Raw genomic sequence first — 13244 nt, 5'->3', positions numbered from 1 at the left:
GGAGCAGTCGCTTCGCGTGGGGCGCCGATCTGCCCGCCGCCTACCGCGTCGCACGAGAGAACCGGAACCGGCGCGCCGGATCACTCCCGCGCCACATACCCCATCACAGGGCGGATCGCCGCCTGGCCGGGGCAACGGAGGCCTAGCGGCCGACCCGGCCGCCGCCGCCCTCGTAGGGAAGCAGTTCCGCCTCGATCGGGGTGGTCGGCGGTGCCACCGGTCCCCGACCCGGCTTGCGGCGGGTGGCCAGTCCCCGGTAGGACTCCGGCTTGATCCGGCGGAACACCTGCGCCAGACGCGTGTGCAGGGGCAGACGGAACTTCAGGTCGCCGAGCATCTCGTCGATATTCTGGATGGAGAACGGGACGACCGCCGTGCCGTGTGCGTGGTGGCCGGGCGTACGTTCCTCCATCCAGCGCAGGCGGGCGTCGATCTGCTCGTCGAGTTTCTCGGCGGGCGGCAGATCGAGCCCGCCCGTGAGCAGCGCGGCGGTCCAGTGCGCGGCGACCTCGGCGTTCAGCGTGCTGATGACCGACGAGTTGTAGCCGGCGAAGGTCAGGTTGGGGACCTCGAGCGGCAGGATCTGACGGTGCAGGCGGAAGTTACCGTGCTCGTCGGTGAGCCTGCGCTGGATATACGGCGTGAGGAAGGGCACGCGCTGCTGGAACCCGGTCGCGCAGATCACGACATCGGCCTGCAGCACCTGCCCGGTGGACAGCCGGATCCCCGGCGCCGCCTTCGGACCGCCGCCCATCTCGGTGATCGTCGTGTCCCGGTGCACCGTGATGCGCCCGTTGGCCACCTGCTCGTAGAAGCCCTCGCTCACCAGGCTGACGGTGCTGTCGGCGATCTCCTCGAACCGCCCGCCGGGCACCAGACCGAGTTCGCGCAGGTGGGAGTGCTTGGTGACCAGCTCCTGGATCAGGTCGAAGTTGCTGATTCGCACCGATTCCCCTGGTCCGTCCAGGAACCGGTCCATCCAGCGCGGTCGCAGGTAATGGAAGTGCGCCTCACCGAAGCGAGTCAGCATCAGCCGTTCGTAGTCGATCACCCGGGCCAGCTTGCGCGGCATCTTCCACAGCAGCCGCCGGGCCACCACCGAGGTGGAGGCAGCGACCTCGCTGACCGCGGTGGCGATGTCGCAGGCGGACTTGCCGTAACCAACCACGACGACCGACTTGCCGCGCACCGACTCCAAATCGGTGAACTCCGAGGAGTGGCACAGGCGACCGCCCGCCGCGCGGAACCAGTCCGCGCCGCGATACTCCGGCATCGCCGGGTCGCTGAAGATGCCGTTGGCGATCACCAGGTGGTCGCACGAAGCCCGATGAATTCCGCTCTCGTCGCGAATTTCCAGCAACCAGCCGCTGTCCACCGGATCGGCGGCCACCACATCGGTGCGCAACCGCAGGTGCTCGGTCAGCCCGAAGTGCTCGGCGTAGGCGGCCAGATAGGCCTGCATGTGCGGCCCGTCGAGGACGCGCGGGTAGTCGGCGGGCATGGGGAAGTCGGAGAAGTGATACGTGTCCTTGGAGTTCTGCGTTTGCAGTCCCGGGTATCGCCGGGTCGCGCTCCACACGCCACCGATATCGGGTGCGCGGTCGAAAATCTCGACCGGAAAACCCTCCTGTTTCAGCACTTTCGCGCAGGCGAGACCTGCGATACCCGCACCGACGATCCCGATGCGGCTTCCGCTTGTCATGCGCAGGAGACTACGTCGCCTGCGGCGCGCAGCAAAGTCGGTCGACCGAATCCGCTCCTCAGCGTACTGCGGGCGCACTCACCGCAACGACGGGAAGCTCGAGCAGCCCGCGGATCAGGATGCTCTCCCGCCACCGCAGGTCCACGTCGTCGAAGGCAGGCCGCAGCAGCGGATAGTGCCGCACCAGGCTGGTCAGCGCGACGCGGGCCTCGAGCCGGGCCAGACCCGCCCCGAGGCAGTAGTGGATGCCGTGGCCGAAGGCCAGGTGACCGTTCGCGCCGCGATCCGGGTCGAATGCCCCGGGCGCGGTGAAGTGCTGTTCATCGTGATTGGCCGAGGCCACCGAGACCAGCACCAGCTCCCCTGCCGGGATGACGCTGTCACCCAGCCGCACCGGCGCGGTGGTGTACCGCAGGGTGGCCACATTGACCGGTCCGTTGTAGCGCAGCATCTCCTCCACCAGCGGTGCGACGCCCGCTGGGTCCTCGCGCAGGGCCTGATAGCGGGACGGATCGGCCAGAAGTTCCAGCACGCTGTTGCCGATCAGGTTCACCGTGGTCTCGTGACCGGCCACCAGGATCAGGAAGGCCATGGAGATCAGCTCGTCGGGGCTGAGCCGGTCCCCCTCCTCGGTGACGAGCAGCAGCTGCGAGATCAGATCCTCGCCCGGACACTCCGCGCGCCGACGGGCGATCAGCCCATCGAAGTAGTCGACGATGGCGTCGGTCGCGGTGCGCATACCCTCCGGGGTGGACATGGGACTGTCCACCACGGCCGCCGACCACTCCCGGAACCGCGCGCGATCCTCGACCGGCACGCCGAGCAGTTCGCAGATGACGGTGATGGGCAGCGGGAAGGCGTACTCCGCGAGCAGGTCGACGGGCCCTGCGCCCGCGGTGCGATCCATCGCGGCGAGCAAATCCTCCGCGATCGCCACGATCCGTTCCGCGAGGGCCTCTGTTCGCGCGGGTGCGAACGCCGGGGTGACGAGTTTGCGCAGCCGCGAGTGCCGCGGCGGGTCGGCGTTGAGCAGATGGTGGCTCAGGCGCTGGTTGACCGCGGTGACGCCGCTGTCGCCCGAGGCTGATCGCCGTGCGTGAGCGCCCACCGGAGTGCGCGGGTCCTTGCGGACGTCGGGATGGCGCAGTACCTGCTTGGCGGCGTCGTAGTCGACCACCAGCCAGGCGCGAACGCCGGTACGCAAGCGGATCCGGTGCACCGGCCCCTCGGCGCGCAACTGCTGGTAGAAGGCATGCGGGGTGTGAAAGAAGTCCGCGGGCAGCTCTCTCATCCGGTCGGTTCCCCCTCGGTTCGCGAGTGTTGTTGCGGCCCTTCGATAGTGACACCGATCACCGGCGGCGGCCAGGCCGCGCGCCCGGACGTGCCGTCCGATCACCGTGGCCGATCGCCCGGCCGGGGTCACCGCGCGCCGTCGCCACTGCCCGGCTACCCTGCGCCCATGAGTTCGATCGCGCCCGGCCTGCGGCGCGCCCGGATCGCGAACTCGTTCGCGTTCGGTTCGCAGGGCTTCTTCCTCGCCGTCGTGCTGACCGAATTGCCGCAGCAGAAGGAGCATTTCGGCCTTTCGGACGGGGTGATCGCCGTCTCGGTGGTGCTGATCTCGCTGCTGGCGGGCGGCGGCAGCGTGCTGGCGGAGCGGCTGGCGCTGCGCTGGTCCAGCCGCGCGGCGGTGCGGATCGGGCTGCTGCTCGTGGCCGTCACCGGCTCGGCGGCGGCGTTCGCCCCGAACACGGCCCTGCTGGTGGCAGCGCTCGGCTGCTACGGGACGGCGGTGGGGATCGTCGACGCCGGCACCAACATGCAGGCGGTGTTCATCCAGCACGGGTACGGGACGTTCATCCTGTCGTCGTTCTACGCCGCGTGGAGCGCCGGAACCATTGCCGGGGCGCTGTTCGTCTCGGGGTGTGAGGCGCTGGAGGTGACGCTGCGGGAATCGCTGCTCGTCGCAGCGGCGATCGTGCTACTGCTCGGCTGGGCGCTGGGGCCGGGGCTGCTCGGCGCGCGGGACGCGGAGACCAGTCCCATCGAGACCGCCGCACCCGGGCCGGCCGTCGCGTTGCGCGCGTATCTCGCACTCGGGATCGCGGCGGCGTTCGTCTTCGCCGTCGACCTGGCGGTGGGCAACTGGTCGGCCCTGTACCTCACCGACGACCTGCTCGCCGGTTCGGCGACCGCGGCACTCGCCTTCGCGGCGTATCAGGGGACGTCGCTGGTCGCCAGAATCGCGGGCGATGCGCTGGTGCGCCGTTTCGGTCCGCGCAAGGTGGTGCGGACCGCGGCGGGCATGGGGGTTTTCGGCCTGGCGCTCGTGGTGGCCGCGCCGAGTCCGGCTGTCGCGATCGCGGGCTTCCTCGTGGCGGGTGCCGGGCTGCCCGTGATCGCCCCGTTGTGCTTCAGCGCGGCCGGGCAACTGGCGACGGGGCGGGAACTCGACGCACTGATCGCGCGTCTCAACCTGTTCAACTATGCGGGGACCCTGCTGGGCGGCGGCGTGGTCGGTGCGGTCGCGGCGAGTGCCGGGCACCGCGCGGGCTTCGTGATCCCGCTGCTGTTCGCCGTGGCTTTGATCGCCCTGTCCCGCGTCTTCCACTCCCAGCGCGTCGCGAGCGCGCCTACCCCTCCCCGCCCGCAGACGCTGGACCAGCCGACCGAGTCCGGCGCGGGGTAGGCCGTGGCGGGCGCCGTCGGTGCTGATCGGGTGGCCGCGGGTGGGTTCCGCGTGACGCTCAGCGGTGCACGGGACCTTCCAGCGGATGAGCCAGGAAGAAGTCCCACATGATCTCGTCGGCGCTGATCGACGCGGTGGTGGCGCCGACCAACGGCACGGGCGACACCACGGACGGATTGCCCGGCCACGTGTGCCCGCCGTCGATGATCGAGTAGAACTCGACGGCGCTTCCAGCGGGGCACGGATAGCTCGACAGCGTGACGTCGGAGGCGATCTGCCGCCCGACGGGGTCGGGTCCGCAGCCGTTCCGGCGCGCCCATGCCGCCGCCTGCGCCGGAATGCTCTGCGGACCCGGCCCGGTGATCACCGGGCGGCCCGTTCCGGCGTCCGGCCGCACGACCGAACCCGAGCCGTCCGGGGCAGGCGGGAACCGGGCGTTGGGACCCGTGCCGCCGGTGTAGGCGACGATCGGGTCCGCGGTGCCGTGGAAAGCGACCACCGGCACCGGACGCTCGGTACGGCACCACGCGAAGTCCTGCAGTCCGGCCACCGGATTGTGAAGTGACATTCTCGTCTGGTCATGTGCTCTGATGGAGGTATGAGCAACCTCCCAGTCATCGTCGACCGGGCCGGGCTGTGGGACGCGGAAGCACTCAGCGACGTCGCGGCTGCGACCTTTCCGCTCGCGTGTCCGCCCGAGGCGACGCCCGACGATATCGATGTCTTCGTCGGCGAAGCGCTGTCGGGCGAACGCTTCGGCGAATACCTCAACGACCCGGCCAGGATCGTGCTCAAAGCCGTCGCGGACGACGAGATCGTCGGGTACGCGATGCTGGTCACGGGCGGCCCGGCCGACCCGGCGGTGGTGGCATCGGTCGGGCTGCACCCGATGGTGGAGATCAGCAAGATGTACGTGCTGCCCGGCCATCACGGCACGGGGGTCTCCACCGCACTGATGCAGGCCGCGCTGGACTGGGCGCGTGCCGAGGGGCATCCCGGCGTCTGGCTCGGCGTCAACCAGGAGAACGCGCGCGCCCGGCGCTTCTACGCGAAGCACGGCTTCGCCGAGGTGGGCACCAGGACATTCGCCGTCGGCAACCAGGTGCATCGCGACTACGTGCTGCGGCTGGTCTTCTAGTTCCGGCTCAGCGCAGGAAATCCACGAGCGCGGTGTGGAACGCGGGGTTCACCACCGCCATCAGGTGATCGCCGGGCACCACGGCGAGCGCGCCGTTCGGCAGCGCCGCGGCGAGGCGCTCGGGTTCGGCGGCGAACGGGTCGTCGGCGCCCGCCAGCACCAGTGCGGGCACGGTGACGTCCGCCAGTGTCTCGATGGGACGGTCGTCGAGACCCGTCGCCACCGCCTGGATGGCGTCCACGTCGGCCCCCACCGCGTCGGCCAGCACCCGGAACATCTTCGCGGTCGGCGACGCGCCCGCGCCGTCCCCGGTCATCGCGGCCTGCAGGTCGGGCAGGTCGATCACGCGGCGGTCGACGCCGCCGCAGTCCAGCACGCCAGAACCGATGCCGCCGACGGCCAGCCGCCGCACCCGCTGGTCGGTCGCGGCCACCATCAGCGAGATCACTCCGCCCATCGAGTATCCGACCTGCGCGACTTCGTCGAAGCCCAGCTCGTCGTAGAGCGCGCGCACGTCACGCGCCATGGTCTGCCACGAGTACCGCGCCGCCTCGTGCGGCTTGCCGGAGCGACCGTGGCCCCGCGCGTCCAGGGAGACCACGGTGCGCCCGGCGGCTTGCAGGGCCCCGACCACGCCGGTGCTCATCCAGTTCGCGTTGGTGTCCGCGACCACCCCGTGCTGCAGCACGACCGGGACGCCCTCGCCCTCCCAGACCCGGTAATTGAGTTCCAGGCCGTCCCATGTCTCAAACTTCGCCATGCGGGGATCGTAGTGCACGCCACGCCCCGGGACCGCCGAAGTGAAGGTTGGGCCGAGACACCTCTCAGCCCAGCAGTCGGGCCCGCAGGACGGCGATATCGCCGCCGGTGAGCCTCAGTCCGTCCCGGACGTAGGCGTCGAAACTGCCATAGGTCTGGTCGGCTTGGTCGAAGGCGGCGTCGAGCCAGGATGCCTGGACACCGTTGAGCGGATCGTCCTGGCTCGCGTTGCGGAACCGGTTGGACAGCAGGAAGTCCTCGGTGACGGTGGCCCGATCCACTCCGAGCAGGGTGAGCAGCACCGCCGCCGTCCAGCCGGTGCGATCCTTGCCCGCGGTGCAGTGGAACAGCACCGCCCCGTCGGCGCCGGTGATGTCGCGCAGCACCGACGCGAACGCTTCGTTCGCGCCCGGCGCGGTGATGAACGCGCGATACAGTCCATCGCCTCCGGTGAGCGTGGTGGCGACGACCTCCGGCGGAGCATGGCCGATCACGTCGGCCCAGTGCGCCGTCGCGCCGGCGGGCAGGCGGTCGGGCCCGAGCGCCCGCTCGTAGACCGTGCGCAGGTCGTGGACGGAGCGCACACGGCGATCGCTCAGCGCGGCCAGATCCTCGGGCGTCGCGTTGTTCAGCTGCCCGGTGCGAAACACCAGACCGGTGCGCACGATCCGGCCGTCGGCCGTGCGGTACCCGCCGATGTCCCGGGCGTTCTGCACCCCCCGCAGATGCAGGGCGGGATCGGCTACGACGGCCGCGGGCGGGTCGGCCTGTGCGATGCCCGCTACCGGTCCGAAGGCGACCGCCAGACCGGCTGCCATCGCGACCGGGGCACGGAAACCAGGGGCCATTCGGCTGCTCCAATCATCGGTTCTCGGGCTCGCACCCGTCGTTCTCGCCGGAGGGTCGAGGTCGGCGTCAGGCCGCGACTTCGAACCGCGACAACGCGAGAAGGCGCGAGATGGCGCGCAGGTACTTCTTGCGGTAACCGCCCTCGAGCATCTCCGCGGAGAAGATCTCGTCGAGTTTCGCACCCGACACCGTCACCGGGATGCTCGCGTCGTAGAGCCGGTCGGCCAGCACCACGATGCGCAGCGCCACGGCCTGATCGGTGACCGGATGCACGTTCGAGACGAACACCGACGACACTCCCGAGATCAGCGCGCCGTACTTCGACGGATGCAGCGTGCTGAGGTGCTTCAGCAGCGCGTCGAACTCGTCGAGGGTGGCGCCCGGTGTGCTCGCGGCCCGCTCGGCAAGCACCTCCGGCGCGGTGGGCGCCGGGGCGGGCGGCAGGTCGCGGTGGCGGTAGTCCGGCCCGTCGACGCGCACCGCCTCGAAGATGGCGCCGAGCTTCTTGATCTCGCGCAGGAAATCCTGTGCGGCGAAACGTCCTTCGCCGAGCTGACCAGGCAAGGTGTTCGACGTGGCCGCGATCGAGACGCCGGCGGCGGACAGTTCGGTGAGCAACCGGGATACCAGCATGGTGTCGCCGGGATCGTCGAGTTCGAATTCGTCGATGCACAGCACGCTGTTGCCCGACAGGCGCTCGAGAGCGTTGGCGAAACCGAGCGCGCCGACCAGATTGGTCAGCTCGCCGAACGTGCCGAACGACTTGGGCGCGGGCGAGCTGTGGAAGATCGAGGCCAGCAGGTGGGTCTTGCCGACACCGAACCCACCGTCCAGATACAGGCCCGCGCCGCTGACCTGCTTCTTCTTACCGAAGAAGCTCTTCTTGTTGGCGGCCTTGCTGATCTTGGCGACCTGCCCGGCGAACTCCTCGGCCTTGCCGACAGCGGCCGCCTGGCTCGGTTCCTTCGGGTCGGGGATGTAGGAGGCGAAGCTCACCTCGTCGAACATGGGCGGAGGCACCATCTGGGCGACGAGCTGATCGGCCGGGACCTCCGGGTGCCGATCGACGAGGCGTTCTTGCATGAACGAAGCCTAGAGACGTGGTGTGATCTGGTCTCATGCAGCGTAGCCAGAATGCGATCCAGCTCACAGGACTCAGCCCCGACGACCTCGCGCAGTTGTACGCCTTCCCCACCGCGCTCGACGCGCCTTTGGTCAGGGCCAATTTCGTCTCCAGCATCGACGGCGCGGCGACCAGCGGGAACCTCACCGAAGGACTGGGCACGCCGGCCGACCGGACAGTGTTCATGTTGCTGCGGGAACTGGCGGAGGTGATCGTGGTGGGCGCGGGCACGGCGCGCGCGGAGAACTACGGCGGGGCGCGTACCGATCCGGCGCGCAGGCGCGCGTTCCACGAGCGTGGCATCGGGGGCCATCCCGACGGCACCCCGCCGCCGATCGCGGTGGTCACGGCGAGCGCGGCGCTCGACCCGGGCGCGCGCCTGTTCACCGATACCCAGGTGCCGCCACTGATCATCACGACGGTCACCGCACCCGCCGACTGCAAACAGCGCTTGGCGGACGCGGGCGCCGAGGTGATCGAAGCGGGTGACATCGCGGTGACGCCGGCCGGCCTGCTGCGGGTACTCACCGAGCGCGGCCTGCTGCGTGTGCTCACCGAGGGCGGCCCGCACCTGTTCGGTGAGCTGCTGGAGGCCGACGTGGTCGACGAACTCTGCATGACCACCGCACCGCTGCTGGTCGGCGGCGCGGCGCGGCGAATCTCGCTGTCCGCCCACGAGTTCCGCGTCCGTATGACGCGCGCGCACGTGCTGCTGGACGACGACGGCACGATGCTCACCCGGTGGGCCCGTCGATGAAAGAACCACCCGAACCTGGCAGGCTGTAGCAATGCGCTGGACTCGGGCCGCCGTGCTTGCCGCCACCCTCTCGATCGTGACCGCCGGTTGCGGCGCGGGACCGTCGGATCGTCCCGGTGTCGCGGTGCAGCGCCCGCCCGTCGCGGGCACCGCGACGACCTCCGCCGCACCCGCGCCGCCGCCGAGCGCCGAGCTGCCCAAGACCGACCTCAGCTGGCGTGAATGCACCCAGCCGACCTTGGATCAACTCGGGCTCGGTCCCGCGCCCGCGGGGCTGGTGCTCGACTGCGCCGAGTACTCCACCCCGATCGACTCGACCGGCGCGGTGCTGGGCAGCTTCCGCGCCGGCGCGTTGCGGGCCAGGCTGGCGCAGACCCCCGCCGACGCGCCGCCGCTGGTGCTCACCTCCGGTTCGGATCGCTCCTCCTCCGCCACCCTGGCCGGATTGGCCGCGGGCCCGGCCTCCGCGCTGCTGGCCGCCCGCCCGATCGTCGCGGTGGACCGGCGCGGTATCGGCACCTCACAGCCGATCGACTGCCTGCCCGCGGACATCCGCCGCGGCCTGGCCGAGAACGCCCAGTCCGCGGGCGACCCGGTGGCGCGGATGACGAAGCTGAGCCAGGACGGCACCATCGCCTGCCGCGACTTCCTGCAGCCCTACGAGGGCGCCTTCGACGCTCCGCACGCCGCCGACGACATCGAACAATTGCGCAGGCAGTGGCAGGTGGAGCACATCGCGCTACTGGGCACGGGCAACGGCGCGAAGGTCGCGCTCAGCTATGCCCGCAAATACGGTGACCATCTCGCCCGGCTGACGCTCGACTCCCCCGAGCCGGTCGGGACCGACTCCGTCACCCGTGCCGAACAAGCCGTGCAGGGCGCCGAGGCGGCGCTGACGGCGTTCGCGCAGCGCTGCGTCGGCGTCGGCTGCTCGCTCGGCGCCGACCCGCGCGCCGCGGTCATCGATCTGGTGAACCGGGCCGGGAGCGGTGGCCTCGGCGACATCTCGGCGAACGCCCTGCTCACCGCGGTGTCGGGCTTTCTCGGCAGCCCGCGTGCCGACCAGGCCGCTCGGGTCGCCGAGCTGTCCGACACGCTCGCCGCGGCCGGACGCGGCGACCGGGGCCCGCTGGACGCTCTGATCACCCGGGAAAGCGCGGCCATCGCGAGCGACGGTCAGTTCGTCAACCGGTGCACCGACACGCAGCTGCCGCCGACGCCGGACAAGGCCACCGAGCTCGCAGGCACCTGGGCGGGCAAGTATCCCGTCTTCGGCAAAGCGGCGGCCATCGGACTGATGGAGTGCGCCGCCTGGCCGGTGTCGACCGCACCACCGATGCCGGAGAAGCTGGATATCCCGGTGCTCGTGCTCGGCGGGGTCGCCGACCCGGTGGTCGGCAACGGTGGTCAGTCGTCGGTGACCGGCGCGCTCGGTTCCGCCGGCGCCCGTCACGCGGCGCTGTCCTGGCAGGGCTTCGGTCATCCGGTGGCCACGCACTCGGGCTGCGCGCAGCGGGCGGTCGTCGACTATCTGAAGGACGGCAAACTCCCCGCAGACGGTACCGCCTGCCCGGCCTAGCGCCGCTCGAGCGGCCGATCGAGCGGCGACTCGGGCAGGTCCGGCCAACCGCCGGTAACCGATCCGGTGTACCGTGCCCCAGTGTTCCTTCGACCGCTCGAGCCCCGGACCGCTCGCACCACCGCCGAGGTGATCAAGTTCGCACTCTGGCCCCTGGCGGTCATGACCGTGCTGAACCGGGTTTTCATCAAGGCTGTCAACGGCTTCATCACCGACGACTACCGGCCGGTCTACCAGGCGTCGCTCGACTTCTTGAACGGGCGTCCGGTGTACACCGCGAACTTCGACTCGGTGGACCCGCATTATCTGTACCCGCCCAGCGGCACCCTGCTGATCGCGCCGATCGCGGCCATCGACTACGAGAAGTCGCGCTGGCTGTTCATCGCCCTGAACGCGATCGCGATTCTCATCGCCTGGTACCTGCTGCTGCGGCTGTTCCGCTACACGCTGAACTCGGTCGCCGCACCCGCGCTGCTGCTGGCGATGTTCACGTCCGAGACCGTGATCAACACACTCGTGTTCACCAACGTCAACGGCTGTGTGCTGCTGGCCGAGCTGATCTTCATCCACCTGCTGCTGAAACGACGAGACCTGTGGGCGGGCGCCGCGCTCGGATTGAGTATCGCGGTCAAACCGACACTCGCTCCGTTGCTTTTGATCGCGCTCGCGCGCGGGCAGTGGAAGGTGTTCGTCACCGCGCTCGGCGTGCCGCTGGCGTTGACCGCGATCGCCTGGCCGCTGTCGAAGGATCCGGAGAAGTTCCTCACCCGCACCGCGCCCTACATCTTCGAATCGCGCGACTACTTCAACAGCGCGATCGTCGGCAACGGCGAGTACTACGGGCTGCCGCCATGGCTGACCTGGGGAATGCGCGTGGTGCTCGGTGTGCTCGTGCTGATCTCGCTGTGGCTGCTGTACCGCTACTACCGCGAGGACGAGCTGTTCTTCGTCTGCACCGCCTCCGGCGTGCTGCTGACCGCCTCGTTCCTGCTCAGCTCGCTGGGGCAGATGTACTACTCGATGATGCTGTTCCCGTTCCTGATGACGGTGGTGCTGCGCAACTCGGTGCTGCGCAACTGGCCGGCCTGGCTGGCGATCTTCGGGTTCATGAGCTACGACAAGTGGCTGTCGGACCGCTGGCAGCACATCGGCCGCAACGTGGAGTACCTGCGCATCACCTTCGGCTGGGGTCTGCTGCTCATCGTGGTGTTCTGTGTGCTCGGCGACCGCTATCTGGCCGCGCGGCGGGAAGGCAGGCTGCCGTTCGGCATCGATCCCGCGTGGATGAGGTCCGCGCCGGACCCGCGCGGCGAGGCGCCGCAGCGTCCCGTCCCGGCGGCCGACTCGGCCCCGGCCGCGGAAACCCCCAGGCCACACAACGGCTCGGCGCCGGTGGAGCAGAATCGTATTAGCGTGGAACCATGAGTTCCGAAGCCGAGACGTCCCTGCCCGCGCCGCGCATTCAGCTCACGCCGCAGGAATGGCGAGTGAAGCTGGACCCCGAGGAGTACGCGGTGCTACGCGAGGCCGCCACCGAGCGGCCGTTCGTCGGCGAGTACACCGACACCGAGACCGAGGGCGTCTACGTGTGCCGGGCCTGCGGCGCCGAGTTGTTCCGCAGCACCGAGAAGTTCGACTCGCACTGCGGCTGGCCGTCCTTCTTCGATCCGGCGGCGTCCGACGCGGTGATTCTCCGGTCGGACGACTCGCTCGGCATGCACCGGGTCGAAGTGCTGTGCGCGAACTGCCACAGCCACCTCGGCCACGTGTTCGAGGGCGAGGGGTACAACACGCCCACCGACAAGCGCTACTGCATCAACTCCATCGCCCTGCGACTGCACCCCTCGGACAGCGCAGCGGAGTAACAGCCCGACGCTCACCGGCAGCGTACGGAGTTCCAGCCGCTGGGCGCATGCCCCGAAAACTCTGGGCAAGCCGTCCGGTGCGGCATCAGGGCAGAGCGGCGATCAGTCCCTCGACCTCGACGCGGGGGCCGGTGAAGAACGGGATCTCCTCGCGCACGTGCCGCCGGGCGTCGGTGGCCCGCAGATCGCGCATCAAATCGACGATGCGGTGCAGTTCGGGCGCCTCGAACGCCAGGATCCACTCGTAGTCGCCGAGCGCGAACGAGCTGACGGTGTTGGCCCGCACGTCCGGGTAGTCACGCGCCGCCTTGCCGTGCTCGGCCAGCATCCGGCGGCGTTCCTCGTCGGGCAGCAGATACCACTCGTAGGACCGGACGAACGGGTACACGCAGATGTAGGCGCCCGGCTCCTCGCCGGCCAGGAACGCCGGGATGTGGCTCTTGTTGAACTCGGCGGGACGGTGCAGCGCCGCGTTGCTCCAGACCGGCGCGCTGGCCCGGCCCAGCTCGGTGGTGCGGCGGAAGTCGGCGTAAACGGCCTGCAGGTCCTCGATCCGCTCGGCGTGCGTCCAGATCATGAAATCGGCGTCGGCGCGCATCCCTGCCACGTCGTAGATGCCGCGGACCACCACATCGCGGTCGGCGAGACCGTCGAAGAACGCCTTGGCCTCCTTGGTCGCGGCGTCCCGGTCCTCGCCCAGCACTCCGGGCTGCACCTGGAAGACCGAGAACATCAGGTAGCGGATGGTGGAGTTGAGAGCTTGATAGTCGAGTCGCGCCATAG

At 69.9% G+C, this 13244-nt stretch carries 13 protein-coding genes; 6 read left to right on the top strand and 7 right to left on the bottom strand.

Annotated features, from left to right (window positions below):
- Window positions 1-142: 142 nt before the first annotated feature.
- Both ACZ6DL_RS04005 and ACZ6DL_RS04000 read right to left on the bottom strand, forming a co-directional pair.
- Window positions 143-1702, bottom strand: a complete 1560-nt coding sequence (locus ACZ6DL_RS04005) for a flavin-containing monooxygenase (protein WP_466048844.1) — start codon at window positions 1700-1702, stop codon at window positions 143-145.
- Window positions 1703-1760: 58 nt separating this feature from the next.
- Window positions 1761-2993, bottom strand: coding sequence for a cytochrome P450 family protein (locus tag ACZ6DL_RS04000; protein WP_466048842.1), 1233 nt, complete (start codon window positions 2991-2993; stop codon window positions 1761-1763).
- 168 nt (window positions 2994-3161) lie between these two features.
- Between ACZ6DL_RS04000 and ACZ6DL_RS03995 the strand changes: the two genes are divergently transcribed.
- Window positions 3162-4391, top strand: coding sequence for an MFS transporter (locus ACZ6DL_RS03995; RefSeq protein WP_466048841.1), 1230 nt, complete (start codon window positions 3162-3164; stop codon window positions 4389-4391).
- 58 nt (window positions 4392-4449) lie between these two features.
- Here the strand turns inward: ACZ6DL_RS03995 and ACZ6DL_RS03990 are convergent, their stop codons facing one another.
- Window positions 4450-4959, bottom strand: a complete 510-nt coding sequence (locus tag ACZ6DL_RS03990) for an alpha/beta hydrolase family protein (RefSeq protein ID WP_466048839.1) — start codon at window positions 4957-4959, stop codon at window positions 4450-4452.
- Window positions 4960-4989: 30 nt separating this feature from the next.
- On the opposite strand from ACZ6DL_RS03990, the gene ACZ6DL_RS03985 reads away from it, so the two are divergent.
- Entirely contained in the window at window positions 4990-5529 is a 540-nt protein-coding gene (locus tag ACZ6DL_RS03985; protein WP_466048838.1) for a GNAT family N-acetyltransferase, read from the top strand.
- 7 nt (window positions 5530-5536) lie between these two features.
- On the opposite strand, the gene ACZ6DL_RS03980 is transcribed toward ACZ6DL_RS03985, so the two are convergent.
- The 3 genes from ACZ6DL_RS03980 to zapE all read right to left on the bottom strand — a co-directional run bounded on the left by ACZ6DL_RS03980 (window position 5537) and on the right by zapE (window position 8220).
- On the bottom strand, window positions 5537-6289 hold the full coding sequence (locus ACZ6DL_RS03980) for an alpha/beta fold hydrolase (protein WP_466048837.1): 753 nt from the start codon (window positions 6287-6289) through the stop codon (window positions 5537-5539).
- Between the two features lie 64 nt (window positions 6290-6353).
- A complete protein-coding gene (locus ACZ6DL_RS03975; protein ID WP_466048835.1) occupies window positions 6354-7136 on the bottom strand; it encodes a tyrosine-protein phosphatase in 783 nt (260 codons plus the stop codon).
- Window positions 7137-7203: 67 nt separating this feature from the next.
- On the bottom strand, window positions 7204-8220 hold the full coding sequence (gene zapE, locus ACZ6DL_RS03970) for a cell division protein ZapE (protein WP_357115782.1): 1017 nt from the start codon (window positions 8218-8220) through the stop codon (window positions 7204-7206).
- Window positions 8221-8255: 35 nt separating this feature from the next.
- Here zapE and ACZ6DL_RS03965 point away from each other — a divergent pair, with 35 nt between their 5' ends.
- From ACZ6DL_RS03965 to msrB, 4 genes are all read left to right on the top strand, one after another.
- Window positions 8256-9017 (top strand): pyrimidine reductase family protein, encoded by a 762-nt coding sequence (locus tag ACZ6DL_RS03965; RefSeq protein WP_466048834.1) that lies wholly within the window; start codon window positions 8256-8258, stop codon window positions 9015-9017.
- A 31-nt stretch (window positions 9018-9048) separates the two neighbouring features.
- Entirely contained in the window at window positions 9049-10596 is a 1548-nt protein-coding gene (locus ACZ6DL_RS03960) for an alpha/beta hydrolase (protein WP_466048832.1), read from the top strand.
- Window positions 10597-10662: 66 nt separating this feature from the next.
- Window positions 10663-12021, top strand: a complete 1359-nt coding sequence (locus ACZ6DL_RS03955; protein ID WP_466048831.1) for a glycosyltransferase family 87 protein — start codon at window positions 10663-10665, stop codon at window positions 12019-12021.
- Window positions 12018-12461, top strand: a complete 444-nt coding sequence (gene msrB, locus ACZ6DL_RS03950; protein WP_466048830.1) for a peptide-methionine (R)-S-oxide reductase MsrB — start codon at window positions 12018-12020, stop codon at window positions 12459-12461. Before ACZ6DL_RS03955 ends, msrB begins: the two co-directional genes overlap by 4 nt.
- 85 nt (window positions 12462-12546) lie before the next feature.
- On the opposite strand, the gene hemQ is transcribed toward msrB, so the two are convergent.
- Window positions 12547-13242, bottom strand: a complete 696-nt coding sequence (gene hemQ, locus ACZ6DL_RS03945) for a hydrogen peroxide-dependent heme synthase (RefSeq protein WP_466048828.1) — start codon at window positions 13240-13242, stop codon at window positions 12547-12549.
- Window positions 13243-13244: the final 2 nt, after the last annotated feature.

Source organism: Nocardia sp. NPDC041819 (assembly GCF_055590505.1).
Note: the sequence above shows the minus strand (reverse complement) of the source record. Positions and strands in the feature narration are given on the sequence as shown.

What these genes read in the sequence shown, in the direction of transcription:
- hemQ (WP_466048828.1), bottom strand. Translation starts at nt 13,242, where the DNA reads ATGGCGCGACTCGACTATCAAGCTCTCAACTCCACCATCCGCTACCTG.
- zapE (WP_357115782.1), bottom strand. Translation starts at nt 8,220, where the DNA reads ATGCAAGAACGCCTCGTCGATCGGCACCCGGAGGTCCCGGCCGATCAG.
- ACZ6DL_RS03985 (WP_466048838.1), top strand. Translation starts at nt 4,990, where the DNA reads ATGAGCAACCTCCCAGTCATCGTCGACCGGGCCGGGCTGTGGGACGCG.
- ACZ6DL_RS03975 (WP_466048835.1), bottom strand. Translation starts at nt 7,136, where the DNA reads ATGGCCCCTGGTTTCCGTGCCCCGGTCGCGATGGCAGCCGGTCTGGCG.
- msrB (WP_466048830.1), top strand. Translation starts at nt 12,018, where the DNA reads ATGAGTTCCGAAGCCGAGACGTCCCTGCCCGCGCCGCGCATTCAGCTC.
- ACZ6DL_RS03965 (WP_466048834.1), top strand. Translation starts at nt 8,256, where the DNA reads ATGCAGCGTAGCCAGAATGCGATCCAGCTCACAGGACTCAGCCCCGAC.
- ACZ6DL_RS03960 (WP_466048832.1), top strand. Translation starts at nt 9,049, where the DNA reads ATGCGCTGGACTCGGGCCGCCGTGCTTGCCGCCACCCTCTCGATCGTG.
- ACZ6DL_RS03990 (WP_466048839.1), bottom strand. Translation starts at nt 4,959, where the DNA reads ATGTCACTTCACAATCCGGTGGCCGGACTGCAGGACTTCGCGTGGTGC.
- ACZ6DL_RS03980 (WP_466048837.1), bottom strand. Translation starts at nt 6,289, where the DNA reads ATGGCGAAGTTTGAGACATGGGACGGCCTGGAACTCAATTACCGGGTC.
- ACZ6DL_RS04000 (WP_466048842.1), bottom strand. Translation starts at nt 2,993, where the DNA reads ATGAGAGAGCTGCCCGCGGACTTCTTTCACACCCCGCATGCCTTCTAC.
- ACZ6DL_RS04005 (WP_466048844.1), bottom strand. Translation starts at nt 1,702, where the DNA reads ATGACAAGCGGAAGCCGCATCGGGATCGTCGGTGCGGGTATCGCAGGT.
- ACZ6DL_RS03995 (WP_466048841.1), top strand. Translation starts at nt 3,162, where the DNA reads ATGAGTTCGATCGCGCCCGGCCTGCGGCGCGCCCGGATCGCGAACTCG.